The organism is Pseudomonas sp. E45-MNA-CIBAN-0222 (assembly GCF_040310405.1).
In the GTDB taxonomy this organism is placed as follows: domain Bacteria; phylum Pseudomonadota; class Gammaproteobacteria; order Pseudomonadales; family Pseudomonadaceae; genus Stutzerimonas; species Stutzerimonas stutzeri_AC.
In genome coordinates this window covers 602,769-619,465 of sequence record NZ_JBEOPU010000001.1, presented here as the reverse complement: position 1 = coordinate 619,465, position 16,697 = coordinate 602,769, and the positions used below count along the sequence as shown (strand labels likewise).

Below are 16,697 nucleotides of genomic sequence, written 5' to 3'. Positions count from 1 at the left end.
TCCCGGCGACGACCGTCGTCTGCTGCGCTGTTCCTTTACTGCGGACGCTTCTACTCTGTAGGTGGACCGTCCGCAGAGAGCGCGCATGTACAAAGACCTGAAATTCCCCATCCTCATCGTTCACCGTGACATCAAGGCCGACACTGTCGCCGGCGAACGCGTGCGTGGCATCGCTTCGGAACTGGAGCGAGATGGCTTCAATATCCTGCCTACGGCCAGCTCCAATGAAGGGCGAATCGTCGCTTCTACCCATCACGGTTTGGCGTGCATTCTGGTCGCGGCGGAAGGCGCTGGTGACAACCAGCGCTTGCTGCACGATGTGGTAGAGCTGATTCGTGTCGCCCGACGCCGTGCTCCGCGGCTACCGATCTTCGCCCTGGGTGAGCAGATCACCATCGAAAATGCACCAGCCGAGGCAATGGCCGATCTCAACGAGTTGCGCGGCCTGCTTTACCTGTACGAGGACACGGTGCCGTTTCTGGCGCGCCAGGTGGCTCGGGCCGCGCGCGGCTATCTCGAGGATCTGCTGCCGCCTTTCTTCAGTGCGCTGGTCCGACATACCAGCGAGTCGAACTATTCCTGGCATACACCAGGGCACGGTGGGGGAGTGGCCTATCGCAAGAGCCCGGTCGGCCAGGCGTTTCATCAGTTTTTCGGTGAGAACACGTTGCGCTCGGACCTGTCGGTTTCGGTGCCCGAGCTTGGTTCGCTGCTCGATCACACCGGGCCGGTGGCGGCGGCGGAAGCCCGCGCTGCACGTAACTTCGGTGCCGACCACACGTTTTTCGTGATCAACGGCACCTCAACGGCGAACAAGATCGTCTGGCACTCGATGGTCGCCCGCGATGATCTTGTATTGGTCGATCGCAACTGCCACAAGTCGATTCTGCACTCGATCATTATGACCGGCGCCATACCGCTGTACATGAGCCCGACGCGCAACGAGCTGGGCATCATCGGCCCGATACCTCTGGAAGAGTTCACCCAGGAGTCTATTCAGGCGAAGATCGCCGCCAACCCGCTGGCCCGGGGAAGGCCGCCCAAGGTCAAGCTGGCGGTCGTGACTAACTCGACCTACGACGGGCTTTGCTATAACGCCAACCTGATCAAGCGCACCCTGGCCGACAACGTCGAAGTACTGCATTTCGACGAGGCTTGGTATGCCTATGCGGCGTTTCATGAGTTCTACGATGGCCGCTACGGCATGGATACCCGCGAGCAGGGCCCGCTGGTGTTCACCACTCATTCAACGCACAAACTGCTGGCGGCGTTCAGCCAGGCGTCGATGATCCACGTGCTCGACAGCCAGACCCGGCAACTCGACCTCGACCGTTTCAATGAAGCGTTCATGATGCACATCTCCACTTCGCCGCAGTACGGCATCTTGGCTTCTCTGGATGTGGCGTCGGCGATGATGGAAGGCCCTGCTGGACGCTCGTTGATTCAGGAAACCTTCGATGAGGCGCTGAGCTTTCGTCGGGCGCTGGCCAACCTGCGCCAGCATATCGACCCGGGGGACTGGTGGTTCAGCATCTGGCAGCCGCCGCTTGTGGACGGGGCCGAGTCGCTGGTAACGCCGGATTGGCTGCTTGAGCCCACGGCCGACTGGCATGGCTTCGGTGATATCGCCGACGATTATGTTTTGCTCGATCCGATCAAGGTTACGCTGGTGACGCCTGGGCTCACGGCATCCGGCGCCTTGGGCGAAAGCGGCATACCGGCGGCGGTGGTCAGCAAGTTCCTTTGGGAGCGTGGCCTGGTGGTCGAGAAGACAGGTCTGTATTCGATGCTGGTGTTGTTCTCAATGGGCATCACCAAGGGTAAATGGAGCACGTTGCTGACGGAGTTGCTCGAGTTCAAGCGTCACTACGATGCCAACGTGCCGCTGACCGATGCGTTGCCATCGATCGCTCGCAAGGGTGCGGCGGCTTACGCCGGAATGGGCTTGCGCGATCTCTGCGATGCGTTGCACGCGTGCTATTGCGAGAACGCCACTGCGCGCGCCATGCGCAGGATGTACACAGCGTTGCCGGAGCCGGCGATGACCCCGGCGCGGGCCTATGACAAACTGGTTCGCGGCGAGGTTGAGGCTGTGCCGATCGACGCCCTTGAGGGCCGTATTGCCGCAGTCATGCTGGTGCCGTATCCGCCGGGTATCCCGCTGATCATGCCGGGCGAGCGCTTCACCGGGGAGACCCGTTCGATTCTCGATTATCTTCGCTTTGCTCGGGACTTCGCCGAGCGCTTCCCCGGCTTCGATGCGGATGTCCACGGCTTGCAGCATGAGTCTGGTGCGCAGGGTAGTCTGTATACAGTCGATTGCGTTCGTGAAGGATGAGTCGCCGGTGAAGCCGCCCGTCTATCACGGCCTGAACACCTCAAGTGACGGCGTGGTCTGTATCACATCGTCTGCATCGACATTCACCCGTCTTAGTGCCAGTTGTTATAGTTGCCCACTGTCGTGCGGGTTGTCCCGTCACGACGCTCCCCATGCGCCATTGGTGTCGAGGATGACAGCGTGACCGAATACAAAGCCTTCCGTGTAGAGTTGGCGGACCAGATTGCCCAAGTCGTGATCAACCGTCCCGAGAAGATCAATGCGATGGACGCCGCGTTCTGGTCGGAAATCATCGAAATCTTCAACTGGATCGATGCTACCGACGAAGTGCGTGTAGTAGTCCTCAGCGGAGCCGGTGAGCACTTTTCTTCCGGCATCGACCTGCAGCTTCTGGCGCAGGTCGGTAGCCAGCTTGGCAGCGATATTGGGCGCAACGCAGAGCAGCTGCGACGCAAGATTCTTTCCTTGCAGGCGTCTTTCAACGCCGTCGACAGCTGCCGCAAGCCTGTCATCGCGGCGATTCAGGGTTATTGCCTGGGCGGCGCCATCGATCTGATCTCAGCCTGTGACATGCGTTACAGCACGACGAACGCAAAATTTTCGATCAAGGAAATCGACATGGGCATGGCTGCCGATGTCGGTACCCTGCAGCGTCTGCCGCGAATCATCGGCGATGGCATGATGCGCGAACTGGCCTTCACCGGTCGCACCATCGAAGGCGAAGAGGCACGCGCCATTGGCTTGGTCAATCGCACCTATGCAGACCAGGCCGCGCTGATGGATGCGGTGCTGGAACTGGCCCGGGGCATCGCCAGCAAATCACCGCTTGCCATTCGCGGCACCAAGGAAATGATCCGCTACATGCGTGACCACCGTGTCGATGACGGCCTCGAATATATCGCCACTTGGAATGCTGCCATGCTGCAGTCGGCCGATATCAAGGTCGCCATCGCCGCTCATATGAGCAAACAGAAGCCGGACTTTGCCGACTGATGCGCCACCACACGTTTGCGCGGGAGGCGCACTAGGCATGGTTACTGGAGCTACTTCACTCGGTCTGGTACGTGACGAGCTGTTCGCCACCATGGAAGAGGCCGAGCAGAGCCTCGAGCACTTCATCATTGATCGCAACAACGGCGGGCTATTGCAGCAGGCCGTAGAGAACCTCAAGCAGGTGCGCGGTACGCTCAACCTCATCGAGCTGACCGGCGCCGAACTGCTTGCGCAGGAAATACTGCAACTGGCAACTGACATTCCGGTCGGTGCTGGCGAGGACCGCGACGTGCAGCTGGCGGCGTTGAGCAATGCGCTCTACGTATTGCGACGGTACCTGGAAAGCGTAGACGCCAGTCGTCAGGAAATCCCCGAACTGCTGTTACCGGCAATCAATGCGCTGCGTTTGGCATGTGCACAGCCACCGCTGCCGGAGAGCTTCTTTTTCAGCGTTCGCCTCGATCACGCCCGTCCTTCCGTGGATATGCCGGCTCGTTCGGGGGATACCCCGGTTGCCGAAGCACGGCGATTGCGTCAGATGTATCAGGTTGGATTGCTGGGCTTCATTCGCGAAGAGAATCTGCCATCCAGCCTGAAACTCATGGGCCGTGCGCTGACACGCCTGGATCATCTGTTCATTGGCTCGCCGGCCGGCCGTCTGTGCTGGATTGGTAGTGCCGCCGTTGAATCACAACTGGACGGTCAGTTGTTGCCGCGCAAATCGCGTAAGCAGTTGTTCTCACGGTTGGACCGAGAGCTCAAGCAAGTCATCAGCAACTCTGCATACGAGGCGCCTCGCAGCCTGCTCAAGGAGCTGCTGTATGTCGTCGCACTGGCGGACACCCATGGATCTATCGCCACCCAGGTGCGTCAGGTCTTTTCGCTGAGCTCGCTGCCCTTCACTGACCATCTGCTTGAAGAAGAGTCCCAGCGTCTTGCTGGTCCTGGCCAGGCGGTCATGCGCTCGTTGTCCTCGGCGATTCGAGAAGAACTGGCTAGCTTGAAAGATCTGCTGGATCTGATCGAACGTGGCACGGCCCAGGCTGAGGCCTATTCGAACTTGCACAACCTGCTGGGCAAGATGGCCAAGACGCTCGGGATGGTCGGTCTTTCCTCGGCGGCCAGCACGCTTCAGGCCCAGTTGAGCGACGTCTCCGCATGGAGCCTGGAGCATGCGCCCGAGCCTGATGTCATCCAGCGCCTTGCCGATGCGGTGCTCTACGTCGAGAGCATGGTCGCCAGTCTGGAGCGTGGGGATCGGCGCGATACCAAGCCTCAGGTCGCTCGGCCTGGGATGGAGGCGGAAGCCTTTGCTAACCATCAGCTGACAGAGGCCTTCATTGTCGTGATCGATGAAGCAACTGCAGGGCTTGCACTGGCCAAGCGGGCGATCACTGCTTACCTCGAATCCAATGGCGAGAAGCTGCACCTGGCCAATGTGCCATTCAGCCTGCAGGCCGTGCGTGGCGGGTTGCGTTTTCTCGAGCAGGAGCGCGCTGCCGAGCTGATCGGCGCCTGTGCTGATTTCATCCAGAAGTTCATGCTCGAGTCGAATCAAATGCCGCCTGAGCAACTTTTGGAGACCCTTGCCGATGCCCTGACCAGCCTTGAGTACTATCTCGAGGGCGGTGCGGTATTGCGACGTGACGATTCACGTGTGAGCGTGCTGGATCTGGCCAGCGAAAGCGTGCGCGCGCTGGGCATGCCGGTAGCCGCCTGATGAGCTTGCGCTGGCAGGCGGCGCTGCTCGACCCCCTGATGGCAGGAGGGTGGGCGGTGGTGCATTGTCGGCAGCAGTTTCTTCTCGACAGTAACGGTGTGCTCTTTCCTCGAGATTGGCTCAAACGTTTGGACCTGCCATTGCTGAGCGAGCAGGGGCTGGGGCATTTCGACGGCGAACCTGTATTTCTTTTTGAGCTGGATTTTCCGGCAGAGGTGCCGGGCACGCGCTGGCAGGGCCTGCGCCAGTTCATGCAGGAGGATGATCGCGATCTGTTCCAGTTGCTTGGGTACGCCACGCAGATCGGTACCTGGGTGAGTCAACATCGTTTCTGTGGCAGCTGTGGTGCGCCGATGCAGTCACGAGCTGGCGAGCGCGCCATGTATTGCGCGGCCTGCGGCGTTCAGCATTACCCGCGGCTATCACCCAGCATGATCGTCTTGGTTACTCGGGGGGACGATGTGCTACTCGCCCGCTCGCCACGCTTTGCGCCAGGGGTGTATAGCACGCTGGCCGGTTATGTGGAGCCGGGTGAGTCAGTGGAGCAATGCGTCGCGCGTGAGGTGCGAGAGGAAGTGGGCGTGGCCATTCATGCGCCGCAGTACATCGCCAGTCAGGGCTGGCCGTTTCCGCACTCACTCATGCTGGGATTCCATGCCGAATTCGCCGGTGGCGATATCGTCCTGCAGCCTGAGGAAATCGAGGATGCGCGCTGGTTCGCCATCGACAGTCTGCCGGTGTTGCCTGCCCGCCAGTCCATTGCGCGCTACTTGATCGAGCTTTATCTGGCGCGCCGGCTAGGCCACCCCGAACCAGTGCTGCCAGGCTAGCCGCAGGCTCATTGCCAGAACCACCAGAATGAACACTGGGCGGATGAATCTTGATCCACCGCGGATTGCCGTGCGGGCACCGAAATAGGCACCGGCCATCAGGGCCAACCCCATGCCGATGCCAAGTACCCACGCGACTTGGCCGCCGATGATGAAAATGCTCAGGGCTACCGCATTACTGACAAAATTCATCGTGCGCGCAACCCCGCTGGCTCTTAGCAGATCGAGCGGGTAGATCAGCATGCTGCTAACGGTCCAGAACGCGCCGGTCCCAGGCCCGGCTACGCCATCGTAGAACCCGAGGCAGAGGCTTTGTGGCCACTGGCGCTTGTGTCCGATGAGCACTGTATCGCTGCTGGGCTTGGCGGGCATGCGGCTGAATAGCAGGTAAATACCGCAGGCAGAAACCACCAGGGGCAGCATCTGGTTTAACCAGCTCGCCGGCATGAACTGCGCGAGTGCCGCTCCCAGCGCAGCGCCGATAGCGGTGCCGGCAAGCGCCCGCCGCCACAATCCTGGTTCAAATAGACGGCGGCGATAGAAGGTGTAGCTGGCTGTAGCGGAACCGAAGGTCGCGCACAGCTTGTTGGTGCCCAACACGAGATGCGGTGGCAGCCCGGCAGTCAGCAAGGCGGGAATCGTCAGTAGCCCGCCGCCGCCAGCGATGGCGTCGATGAACCCGGCTATGAAGGCCACCGCGAAAAGAATTACCAGGGTGGAAGGATCGAGCGCGAGCTCAAGTGCGAAAGGCATACGAGCCTCGATGGGCTGAAGGACAGCGGAGAATAATGCGACCTTCACCTTGGCGAAAGGGGCGCGCCGACATGACCGGCATCCTCCTCTAGAAGAACGAGAGTGTCAGCCCGTGATGGCCGTCCCATGCCGATGCTGGTTGCTCTGATGGCACGCGCGGATAATGGCGCTCCCAATCAAAAGGACACTTGGTTATGCAATATCTCGGGCTTGCGATCGTGGTCGCGTTGTTGGCTGTGATCGTGCTGCTGGTCGCGCTGCGTTTGCTGCTGGGGGGCAACTGGTTGATGGGTTGGCTGCGCGGTACCTGCGGCTTTTTGGTCCTCGCCCTGGCTGGATTAATCGCCATGGTTGGCTACGACGTTAGCACCTACGCGGCGCTACCGAACGGGGAACCGCTGGTCACCTTGAGTTTTCACGCCCAGGGTCCGCAACGTTATGAAGTCAGGTTCGAGCAAGGAAAAAAGACACATACGGCACTGCTGGAAGGTGATCTCTGGCAGCTCGATCTGCACGTGCTTCGCTGGAAAAGTCTTGCTGAGTTGATCGGCTTGGAGTCGGGTTATCGACTGGAACAACTTTCCGGGCGCTACCTCGCGGTAGAACAGCAGAACCTGGCCCGTCATGCCCGGGTGGTATTAAGCGAGAGACCCTTGGGCGTGAATATCTGGCAATCGCTACAGCTAGGCCAGCACGACATGCTTTTTTTCGAGGGGCAGGTTCTGCGTGTCGACTACATGCCGATTGCCGATGGCGCCGTGTACGCGGTCGACCTTGCACCTACGGGGCTACTGGCCAGGCCGGTGAATGCCGCGGCTACCGAAGCATTGAAGAACTGGTAGGTGTGAGTGGCCAAAGAAAAAGGGAGCCGTGTGGCTCCCTTTTTTTGCGTTAGATCGATCAGGCCAGATAACCGCCGTCGACGTTCAGGGACACACCCGTGGTATAGCTCGAAGCATCGCTAGCCAGATAGAGCACCGCACCGGCCATTTCGCTGGGTTGCGCGACCCGGCTCAACGGGATGTGCTGCAGTGCCATTTCCAGAATGGACTCGTTCTTGACCAGGGCCGAGGCGAATTTGGTATCGGTGAGGCCCGGCAGCAGTGCATTGCAGCGAATTCCGAACTGCGCGCATTCCTTGGCGAAAGCCTTGGTCATGTTGATCACGGCACCCTTGGTGATCGAATAGATGCCCTGGAAGTTGCCCGGCGTGACGCCATTGATGGAGGCGACATTGATGATGCTGCCGCCGCCGTGCTCGCGCATCAGCTTGCCGGCTTCGATGGACATGTAGAAGTAACCGCGGATGTTTACATCGACGGTTTTCTGGAAGGCCGACACATCAGTGTCGAGAATGTGGCAAAACTGGGGATTGGTTGCGGCGTTGTTGACCAAAATGTCGAGGCGGCCGAACTGTTCGCGGATTTGCGCGAACACCGCCTGGATCTGTTCCATCTCGCCAATATGGCAGGCGACTGGAGTCGCTTTTCCGCCAGCGGCGACGATTGCGTCGGCTACTGCCTGGCAGCCTTCGATCTTGCGGCTGGATACGATGACATGAGCGCCTTGCTGCGCGAGCAGCTTGGCGATGGCTTCGCCGATCCCTCGGCTGGCCCCGGAAACGAAAGCGATCTTGCCGTCTAGGTCGAACAGGGTTGTTTTGGACATGGTCGTTCCTCTTTTCTTGTTCGTTCCCGCGGCGGGCCGCGGGGTTTGGTTTGGTTTCAGAGCTTCGATTGCCCGATCACTTGCAGCGCCCTTTGTTCAAGCAGCTTGTTCATGTGGATGAACGAGGCAAAACGTTTGTCCTGGGTCTGGCCGTGATAGAAGCGGTAGTAGATCTGCTGAACGATCCCGGCCAGGCGAAACAGGCCGTAGGTGTAGTAGAAATCGATGCAGGGGACCTCGATGCCGGCCCGTTGCGCGTAGTAATCGACGAATCCTTGCCGGGTATGCATGCCCGGCAGATGGCTTGGTTGGCGACGCATCGCCTGCATTGGCTGGGGATCATCGGCTTCGATCCAGTACGCCAGGGTATTGCCCAGATCCATCAGCGGATCGCCAATGGTGGTCATTTCCCAGTCCAGTACGCCGATGATTTCCATCGGGTTGTCCGGGTTGAGGATGACGTTGTCGAAGCGGTAGTCGTTGTGAATGATCCCGGGCTTGGGATGGTCTGCCGGCATCTTGTCTTTCAGCCACGCCTTGACCGCTTCCCAGGCAGGGGCATCAGGGGTGATGGCGCGTTCGTAGCGCTCACTCCAGCCTTCGACCTGGCGCTTCACGTAGCCTTCGGGCTTGCCTAAATCACCGAGGCCGCAGGCCTGGTAATCGACGTTGTGCAGGTCGACGAACTTGTCAATGAAGCTCTCGCAGAGCGCGCGGGTCTGAGCTTCATCAAGGTTCAGCTCTGGGGGCAGCTCGGAGCGCAGGATGATGCCGTTTACGCGCTCCATGACATAGAACTCGGCGCCGATTACCGACTCATCGGTGCAGTACACATACGCCTTCGGGCAGTAGGGGAAGCCTTCGTTGAGCTGATTGAGAATGCGAAATTCACGGCCCATGTCATGGGCAGATTTTGCCTTGTGTCCAAAAGGAGGGCGGCGCAAGACGAGATCAAGATCGGGGTATTGCAGCAGGTAGGTCAGATTCGAGGCGCCGCCGGGGAACTGGGAAATCTGCGGTGTACCTTCCAGGCCGGGGATATGCGCCTTCAGGTATCGGTCGATGACCTCGACCGCCAGCTCTTCGCCTTCTCGGACGCGGGTGGTTTGATCTGTAAGCGCCATTGTTATCCCTTCTACTTATGTTCGGTGCCCAAGATGATTCAGTAATCTAATGCTGGAGGTGCCCCAGACCAAGCGATGCCCGCTGTTATTGGCCGGAGTGTTGCTGGTCAATCAAGCTCCCTGATTCGATGGCGATGGTTTCGCCGGCATAAAAAAACCGAAGTCTTGGACTTCGGTTTCTTGCATCGCAGCGGTTGGCTCTCGCCTCAGGCTGGGAACAGTTCGCTGAGCTTCATAGCCAGCATCATGTCACCTTCGGCACGCAGCTTGCCGCCCATGAAGGCCTGCATGCCATCGGTTTCGCCGCTGACGATGCCCTGCATGGTCTCGCTGTCCATGATCAGGGTGACGTTGGCGTCGCTGGAATCGCCCTGTTGCAGATCGCAGGTACCATCCTTGACCACTAGGTAATAGTTTTCGGCGTCAGTGATGTTGAACTGGAAGACCAGATCCAGGCCTGCAGCGGCGCTGGGGTTGAACTTCGACTGCATGCCTTTGAAAGTCTCGGCGACGTTGCTCATGAGGGTTTCCTTTTTGGTCGTTATGGGTACACGCAGCTTTTGGCCGCTTGGGGCTGGGCTCATCTATGAGTGACGAGCTCCGGATTTTTCAGGAGTTGCAGGTGTGCATGACTGTTGAAGGAAGCCAGCGCGACATCACGGTCGCGAAACTTCAACAGGCTGAGCGATGTGTTGACGATCTGCCAGTTCAGCTCGAACGCCTTGATCGGCGGTACGCCTATGATCAGTTGCAGCAGCGCGGTGATAGTTCCGCCGGAGGTGAAGATGGCCACGTGGTCACGCTTGCCAGCTTGATCGAGAACGCGCTCCAAACCGCCACGTACACGGTCGATAAAGTGCTGCCAGCTCTCCAGCTCTTCTTTCTCATGTTCGCCGGATATCCAGCGATGTACGACATGGGTGAACAGTCGTTGAAAGTCCGCGCGGTGATCGGCCGCGTTGCGCAGGATATGCATCGCATTCGGCTCGACCTTCAGAAGGTCGGGTAGGTGGGCACGGATTACCGCATCGGCATGGAATTCGTTGAAGGCCGCATCGATTTCGAGTTCGGCCTGCGTGCCGAGCCTAGCCATTGTGGTGCGAGCGGTATCTTGCTGGCGATCGAGCTCGCCGCTTAGGCATCGGTCAAAGCGCACATCAAGTTGCGCCAGGTAATCACCCAGCGCTTCGGACTGGCGATATCCCAGCGGGGAGAGCACATCGTAGTTTTCTGCGCCGAAAGACGCCTGACCATGTCTGATCAGGTAGATACTGCCCATTGCTGCTGCTCCGGCCGGCACTGTTTTTCGCGAGGGTAGGGACATCGTCTAGGAGTGTCAACGACAATTCGAACGTTTGTTTGAATTGCCCGCACTGGCTCAGCCAAAGGCCCGTCGGTATGCTGGCGGCGTGCTGCCGGAGGGTTACCTGTCGGCTACCGAACATTTATCTAGGGGGATACGTGGAATTTCTTGTCGACTACGCCAGCTTCCTGGCCAAGACCGTTACGCTGGTAGTGGCGGTCGTGATCGTGCTGATCGCGCTCGCATCGATGCGGCGCGGGCGCAGCAAGCAAAGCGGCGGGCACCTGGAGGTGCACAAGCTCAACGAGTTTTATAAATCCATGCGCGAGCGCCTGGAGCAGGCTGTTCTGGAGAAGGATGCGTTCAAGGCATTGCGTAAACGTGAAGCGAAGGCTGCCAAACTGACCAAGAAGCCTGAGACGGTGGCGCGGGTCTTCGTGCTCGACTTCGACGGCGATATTCGAGCGTCTGCAGTCGACAACCTTCGCCACGAAATCACCGCATTGCTGACAATGGCGACGCCGCAGGACGAGGTGGTGCTGCGCCTGGAAAGTGGTGGTGGCATGGTCCATGGCTACGGTCTGGCCGCCTCGCAGCTGGTGCGTATTCGCGATGCCGGTGTGCCACTGACGGTCTGTGTCGACAAGGTTGCAGCCAGTGGTGGCTACATGATGGCCTGTATCGGCAACCGCATTCTGACTGCGCCGTTCGCCATTCTCGGTTCCATTGGCGTGGTGGCACAGCTGCCGAACGTGCATCGCTTGCTGAAAAAGCACGATGTGGATTTCGAAGTGCTGACCGCCGGCGAGTACAAGCGCACGCTGACTGTGTTCGGCGAGAACACCGAGAAGGGCCGCGAGAAGTTCCAGGAAGACCTGGAGACGACCCACGAGCTGTTCAAGAACTTCGTGGCGCGCTATCGGCAGAACCTCTCGATAGATGATGTGGCGACGGGTGAGGTGTGGCTCGGCATCGCCGCGTTGGGCAAGCATCTGGCAGACGAGCTCAAGACTAGCGATCAGTATCTCGCCGAGCGAGCGCAGGAAGCGGAACTGTTTCAGCTGCATTACCTACATAAGAAAAGCCTGCCCGAGCGCTTCGGCATGGCGGCCAGTACGGTCATGGAGCATGGCCTGCTCAAAGGCTGGAGCCGGCTGAACGAACAACGTTTTTGGCAATGACAAGGGGAACCGCGATGAGTAGCTTCAAGGCACTACAAGTCAGCGAGGCGGCCGAGGGTCGTTTCGAATCCAAAATCGTTGATCGCGTTATCGACGAGCTGCCCGCCGGTGAGGTGCTCATCCGGGTGAGTTACTCCTCGTTGAACTTCAAGGACGCGTTGTCTGCGAGTGGCAATCGCGGAGTAACTCGGTCTTTTCCACATACGCCAGGAATCGACGCGGCTGGTGTCGTGGCTTCGTCCAGTGTGGGCGAGTTCGCCGAAGGCGATGAGGTGATCGTCACGGGCTACGACCTGGGCATGAACACTGCCGGTGGCTTCGGTCAGTACATCCGAGTTCCGGCGGCCTGGGTGATCAAGCGCCCGCAGGGGCTTTCGTTGCGCGAGGCAATGATCCTCGGCACGGCTGGGCTGACCGCGGCTCTCTGCGTCGACAAACTCGAACAGGCTGGCCTGGAACCGGGCGAAGCGCCTGTGCTGGTCACCGGTGCGACCGGTGGCGTTGGCAGCATAGCGGTGGCGCTGTTGGCCAGTCTCGGCTACAAGGTTGCGGCGGTCACGGGCAAGGCTGATCAGGCAGAGTTCCTCACTCGTCTGGGCGCGAGCCAGATTGTCGAGCGCGCCGCATTGCAGGCCGGTGTGGAGAAGGCGCTGCTCAAGGAACAATGGGGTGGAGCGGTAGATACGGTCGGCGGTGACATCCTGTTCAATGTAGTCAAATCATTGCGGCGTGGCGCCAGCGTGGCCTGTTGCGGACTCACAGCAGGCACTCACTTCCAGGCCAGCGTCCTGCCCTTTATCTTGCGTGGGGTCAATCTGCTGGGTGTGGACTCGGTGGAAATCCCGTTGGTGGTCAAGGCCTCCATGTGGGACAAGCTGTCGTTGCAATGGAAACTGGCCAATCTGGACGACCTCTCGCAGGAGGTCGGCCTGGAGCAGTTGCCAGAGGCAATCGAGCGCATTCTGACCGGCGGTCAGGTAGGTCGAGTGCTGGTGCGCGTGGGCTGAATGCCAACGCGTTTTGGTTTATCGCCGCGATAGCAGCAATGAATTTCCTCGGCAGCGGTATTTGGCGGAATCTAGCGCCACTCCTGATCGCAACCGAGGAAATCGCTCATGAAGAAGCTCGCCGAGAAGATCAAACAGATCGCTTCCGGAAAAAAGGTCGATGTAGTCACTACTTCGATCGAACACCCTAACTTTTGGATGTATCAGTGAAGCAATAAAAAGCCCGCCAATAGGCGGGCTTTTTATTTGCCGGTTTCGACTGGGCTGGCATCAACCCTGGCGACGGCGGAACAGCGGGCGCTCATCGTCCGCTGCGGCCTGATAGGTCACCGAAAAGTCCTTCAAGCCTTCCAGCGCGTCGACCGGGTCCCGATCGGCGCGAATGGCGAATGCGTCGAAGCCACAGCGACGCATGTAGAACAGCTGGTCGCGCAGTACGTCACCGATGGCACGGATCTCACCCTTGTAGCCGTAGCGCTCGCGCAAAAGACGGGCACTGGAGTAGTGGCGGCCGTCGGTGAAGCTGGGAAAATTCAGCGCGATGACCTGGAAATGCGCCAAGTCGTCCGCGATGTCCTCGACCTGCTCGTTGGCATCAAGCCAGACCCCGAGGCCGCCGTCGCGGGCTTTCAGTGCATGGGCATGGTCCAGCCAGAGATGCAGCGGCACGATCAGATCGTCGCTGTTGCACAGGTCGTCGAGCGTCTGTTCCTTGGGCAGCAGGTGCCAGGTTTCATCGACCAGTTGATCGTTCTTAATGATTCGCTGCATAGACGCGCTCCTTGAAGGGATCAATGCCGATGCGGCGGTAAGTGTCGATGAACTGTTCATCTTCGGTACGCTGCTCCACGTAAACGTTGATGATCTTTTCGATCACATCTGGCATCGAGTCTTGAGCGAAGGATGGGCCGAGAATCTGGCCGAGGCTCGCGTCACGGCCGGAACTGCCGCCCAACGAAACCTGATAGAACTCCGCACCTTTCTTGTCCACGCCCAGAATGCCGATATGGCCGACATGGTGGTGACCGCAGGCGTTCATGCAGCCTGAGATGTTCAGGTCGATGTTGCCTAGGTCGAACAGGTAATCGAGGTTATCGAAGCGACGCTGGATGGATTCGGCGATCGGAATGGACTTGGCATTGGCCAGCGAGCAAAAGTCGCCGCCAGGGCAGCAGATGATGTCGGTCAGCAGGCCGATGTTCGGCGTGGCCAGGCCCAGCTCGCGCAGTTCGTGCCAGAGTTCGAACAGCCTGGCCTGCTCGACGTCGGCCAGGATCATGTTCTGCTCGTGGGAGTTGCGCACCTCGCCGAAGCTGTAGCGATCGGCCAGGTCGGCGATGGCGTCGAGCTGTTTGTCGGTGACGTCGCCCGGTGCCACGCCTGTGCTCTTCAGCGAGAGGGTGACCGCCGCGTAGCCGGGTTTCTTGTGCGCGACCACGTTGCGCTGGCGCCAGCGGGCAAAGCCCGGATTCTCGGCACCCAGCTGGGCGAGGGCGGCGTCCTGGTCTTCCAGCGCTTTGTACTCCGGATCGATGAAGAACTTGCTGACACGCTGAACTTCGTCTTCGGTCAGCGTCGTCGGGCCGTCCTTCAGATGCGCCCATTCGGCATCGACGCGCTCGGCGAACACTTCAGGCGTGAGCGCCTTGACCAGGATCTTGATGCGTGCCTTGAACTTGTTGTCACGACGGCCATAGCGGTTGTAGACCCGCAGGATAGCGTCGAGGTAGCTCAACAGATGCTGCCAGGGCAGGAATTCGTTGATGAAGCTGCCGACGATCGGGGTCCGGCCGAGGCCGCCACCGACCGAAACGCGGAAGCCCAACTCGCCGGCGTCGTTCTTCACTGCTTCCAGGCCAATATCGTGTACTTCGATGGCCGCGCGGTCGCTGACTGCGCCGTTGACGGCGATCTTGAACTTGCGCGGCAGGAAGGCGAATTCGGGGTGGAAGGTCGACCACTGGCGAATGATCTCGCACCACGGGCGAGGATCGATCAGCTCGTCCTTGGCGACACCGGCGAACTGGTCGGTGGTGGTGTTGCGGATGCAGTTGCCGCTGGTCTGGATGGCGTGCATCTGCACGGTTGCCAGCTCGGCGAGAATCTCCGGTACGTCTTCCAGCTCCGGCCAGTTGAACTGTACGTTGGTCCGGGTACTGATGTGTGCGTAGCCCTTGTCGTAATGACGTGCGATCTCGGCAAGCTTGCGTACCTGGGTGGAGGACAACAGCCCGTAAGGCACGGCTACGCGCAGCATCGGCGCGTAGCGCTGGATGTACAGGCCATTCTGCAGACGCAGCGGGCGGAATTCTTCATCAGCGAGTTCGCCAGCCAGGAAGCGGCGAGTCTGGTCGCGGAACTGCCGGACCCGATCCTCGATGATGTGTTGGTCGTACTGATCGTAAACGTACATAAATGTCCTGTTTTCAGGCTGTCTACAGCATTCGCGCGCACGGCCGCGCACCCATTCAGGGAGGGCGGCACGATACCAGCTAGCGGTTATGCGCAAAAGTGATGTTTGGGAATATGTTTAGAACTAAACCAAGCGAAATGGACTTATCACGAGCTGCCCTTGAGCAACCCTGATCCGTGGTCTTAACTGGCTGAACACAGGCCGTCATCGGTTGTTTAGAGGAGAAGTCCCATGAGAAACGAACAGCGCGACAGTATGGTAGACGCAGCAGCCATCTTCAGTCTGATCATGCTCGCGGTGGGCACCGCGATCTTCTGGGTTAGTCACCAGTAACGACAGTTCAGCTTCCGACCAGATAGAGCACCAGTTTCACCAGTCCCAGGATCACCAGCACAAACAGGACGGTGAAACCCACGCCGAGAATGATGAAGTGGCTGGGTTTTCCGTGGCTGAAATCCCGGGTTCTGTTCTTGCCGCTCTGTACGCCCAGTGCCGCGGCCAGAACGCTGCTCAGCATTTCGCGAAGCGTCAGAGTCTTTTCCTGATTATCTTTCATTGGTGTCTCGGACATGACTGCCTCCAATCGCGGTTTCTCCGAAGTCTAGTCGAGCGCGTACAAAGGCATTGCCAGCGCAAAGACTTGATGAAGTAAAGAGCCAAGCGAGACGTGCGCACAGGTTATTTTTGAAGGACAGGACCGGTTGTACTACAAACCGGTCCGCCGCATTACTCTGCCTTGATGGAGATTTTCTTCGTGCTGTCGGTGGTGCCTGGTTGCTTGGGCAATGACAGACGCAATACACCCTTGCCGAACGTGGCGTCGATCTTGTCGCGGTCTACGCCTTCGGGCAGCGCGAAACTGCGTTGGAAGCTGCCGTAGGACCTCTCAGAAAGGTGGTAACCGTCTCGCTCCTCCTTATGATCCTGGCGTTTTTCACCCTTGATGATCAGGCTGTTGCCGGTCAGCTTTACCTCAACGTCCTTTTCATCCAGCCCGGGCAGCTCCGCTGTGATCTCGAACGAGTTTTCCTTCTCGACTACGTCCACCGCCGGCATTCGACTGGGGCCACCCTGCCACAGTGGTGTGGTTTCCAGGCTATGGCGGCTGAAGGGCAGATGCCAGGGGCGGTCAAAGTCGTCGAAGAGACGATCCACTTGTCTACGCAGGGAGTCAAAGGCGCGCGAGGGCTCCTGAGGCGCCGACGGCACGTTTTTTTCGTTCGTATTGACTGAAGGTTTGTTCGAAGTGTCGTTCATTTCGCAACTCCTCATTAGCTAGGAAAGTTCAAAGCAAGACTTTGCTCTGCCAGCTGCAGGACTGCGGTTTGAAACGGATCAACCAATACCCCACTATCTGTGCGCTATCT

The 16,697-nt window shown here is 59.2% G+C and carries 16 protein-coding genes; 7 read left to right on the top strand and 9 right to left on the bottom strand.

Annotation, left to right across the window (positions count from 1 at the left end; translation table 11 throughout):
- Nucleotides 1–85 precede the first annotated feature (85 nt).
- The 4 genes from AAEZ08_RS02750 to nudC all read left to right on the top strand — a co-directional run bounded on the left by AAEZ08_RS02750 (nt 86) and on the right by nudC (nt 5,881).
- Nucleotides 86–2,338: an Orn/Lys/Arg family decarboxylase gene (locus tag AAEZ08_RS02750; protein ID WP_102820068.1), complete on the top strand. Its 2,253-nt coding sequence runs from the start codon at nt 86–88 to the stop codon at nt 2,336–2,338.
- 180 nt (nt 2,339–2,518) lie between these two features.
- The gene (locus tag AAEZ08_RS02745) at nt 2,519–3,331 is read left to right on the top strand and encodes a crotonase/enoyl-CoA hydratase family protein (RefSeq protein WP_003279819.1); all 813 of its coding nucleotides are present in this window, start codon (nt 2,519–2,521) and stop codon (nt 3,329–3,331) included.
- 37 nt (nt 3,332–3,368) lie between these two features.
- On the top strand, nt 3,369–5,051 hold the full coding sequence (locus AAEZ08_RS02740) for a FimL-related protein (RefSeq protein ID WP_102820069.1): 1,683 nt from the start codon (nt 3,369–3,371) through the stop codon (nt 5,049–5,051).
- Nucleotides 5,051–5,881, top strand: a complete 831-nt coding sequence (gene nudC / locus AAEZ08_RS02735) for an NAD(+) diphosphatase (protein WP_102820070.1) — start codon at nt 5,051–5,053, stop codon at nt 5,879–5,881. Before AAEZ08_RS02740 ends, nudC begins: the two co-directional genes overlap by 1 nt.
- On the opposite strand, the gene AAEZ08_RS02730 is transcribed toward nudC, so the two are convergent.
- On the bottom strand, nt 5,849–6,634 hold the full coding sequence (locus AAEZ08_RS02730) for a TSUP family transporter (protein ID WP_003279815.1): 786 nt from the start codon (nt 6,632–6,634) through the stop codon (nt 5,849–5,851). The genes nudC and AAEZ08_RS02730 overlap by 33 nt on opposite strands.
- Nucleotides 6,635–6,828: 194 nt before the next feature.
- On the opposite strand from AAEZ08_RS02730, the gene AAEZ08_RS02725 reads away from it, so the two are divergent.
- Nucleotides 6,829–7,476, top strand: coding sequence for a hypothetical protein (locus tag AAEZ08_RS02725; RefSeq protein ID WP_102820071.1), 648 nt, complete (start codon nt 6,829–6,831; stop codon nt 7,474–7,476).
- A gap of 58 nt (nt 7,477–7,534) precedes the next feature.
- Here the strand turns inward: AAEZ08_RS02725 and AAEZ08_RS02720 are convergent, their stop codons facing one another.
- The 4 genes from AAEZ08_RS02720 to AAEZ08_RS02705 all read right to left on the bottom strand — a co-directional run bounded on the left by AAEZ08_RS02720 (nt 7,535) and on the right by AAEZ08_RS02705 (nt 10,705).
- Nucleotides 7,535–8,302: an SDR family oxidoreductase gene (locus tag AAEZ08_RS02720; protein WP_003279811.1), complete on the bottom strand. Its 768-nt coding sequence runs from the start codon at nt 8,300–8,302 to the stop codon at nt 7,535–7,537.
- A 56-nt stretch (nt 8,303–8,358) separates the two neighbouring features.
- The gene (locus tag AAEZ08_RS02715) at nt 8,359–9,426 is read right to left on the bottom strand and encodes a phosphotransferase family protein (RefSeq protein WP_102820072.1); all 1,068 of its coding nucleotides are present in this window, start codon (nt 9,424–9,426) and stop codon (nt 8,359–8,361) included.
- Between the two features lie 206 nt (nt 9,427–9,632).
- A complete protein-coding gene (locus AAEZ08_RS02710; protein ID WP_058065782.1) occupies nt 9,633–9,947 on the bottom strand; it encodes an SCP2 sterol-binding domain-containing protein in 315 nt (104 codons plus the stop codon).
- A 59-nt stretch (nt 9,948–10,006) separates the two neighbouring features.
- Nucleotides 10,007–10,705: a histidine phosphatase family protein gene (locus AAEZ08_RS02705; RefSeq protein ID WP_058065783.1), complete on the bottom strand. Its 699-nt coding sequence runs from the start codon at nt 10,703–10,705 to the stop codon at nt 10,007–10,009.
- A gap of 182 nt (nt 10,706–10,887) precedes the next feature.
- Between AAEZ08_RS02705 and sohB the strand changes: the two genes are divergently transcribed.
- Nucleotides 10,888–11,910, top strand: coding sequence for a protease SohB (sohB, locus tag AAEZ08_RS02700; protein ID WP_500123665.1), 1,023 nt, complete (start codon nt 10,888–10,890; stop codon nt 11,908–11,910).
- A gap of 14 nt (nt 11,911–11,924) precedes the next feature.
- Nucleotides 11,925–12,917: a YhdH/YhfP family quinone oxidoreductase gene (locus AAEZ08_RS02695; protein ID WP_003279804.1), complete on the top strand. Its 993-nt coding sequence runs from the start codon at nt 11,925–11,927 to the stop codon at nt 12,915–12,917.
- Between the two features lie 270 nt (nt 12,918–13,187).
- Here the strand turns inward: AAEZ08_RS02695 and AAEZ08_RS02690 are convergent, their stop codons facing one another.
- From AAEZ08_RS02690 to AAEZ08_RS02675, 4 genes are all read right to left on the bottom strand, one after another.
- Nucleotides 13,188–13,688: a DUF934 domain-containing protein gene (locus tag AAEZ08_RS02690; RefSeq protein WP_003279803.1), complete on the bottom strand. Its 501-nt coding sequence runs from the start codon at nt 13,686–13,688 to the stop codon at nt 13,188–13,190.
- Nucleotides 13,672–15,330, bottom strand: a complete 1,659-nt coding sequence (locus AAEZ08_RS02685) for a nitrite/sulfite reductase (protein ID WP_003279800.1) — start codon at nt 15,328–15,330, stop codon at nt 13,672–13,674. The genes AAEZ08_RS02690 and AAEZ08_RS02685 overlap by 17 nt, the downstream gene beginning before the upstream one ends.
- 340 nt (nt 15,331–15,670) lie before the next feature.
- A complete protein-coding gene (locus tag AAEZ08_RS02680; RefSeq protein ID WP_500123691.1) occupies nt 15,671–15,886 on the bottom strand; it encodes a DUF2970 domain-containing protein in 216 nt (71 codons plus the stop codon).
- Between the two features lie 170 nt (nt 15,887–16,056).
- A complete protein-coding gene (locus AAEZ08_RS02675) occupies nt 16,057–16,587 on the bottom strand; it encodes an Hsp20/alpha crystallin family protein (protein ID WP_500123664.1) in 531 nt (176 codons plus the stop codon).
- Between the last annotated feature and the right edge of the window lie 110 nt (nt 16,588–16,697).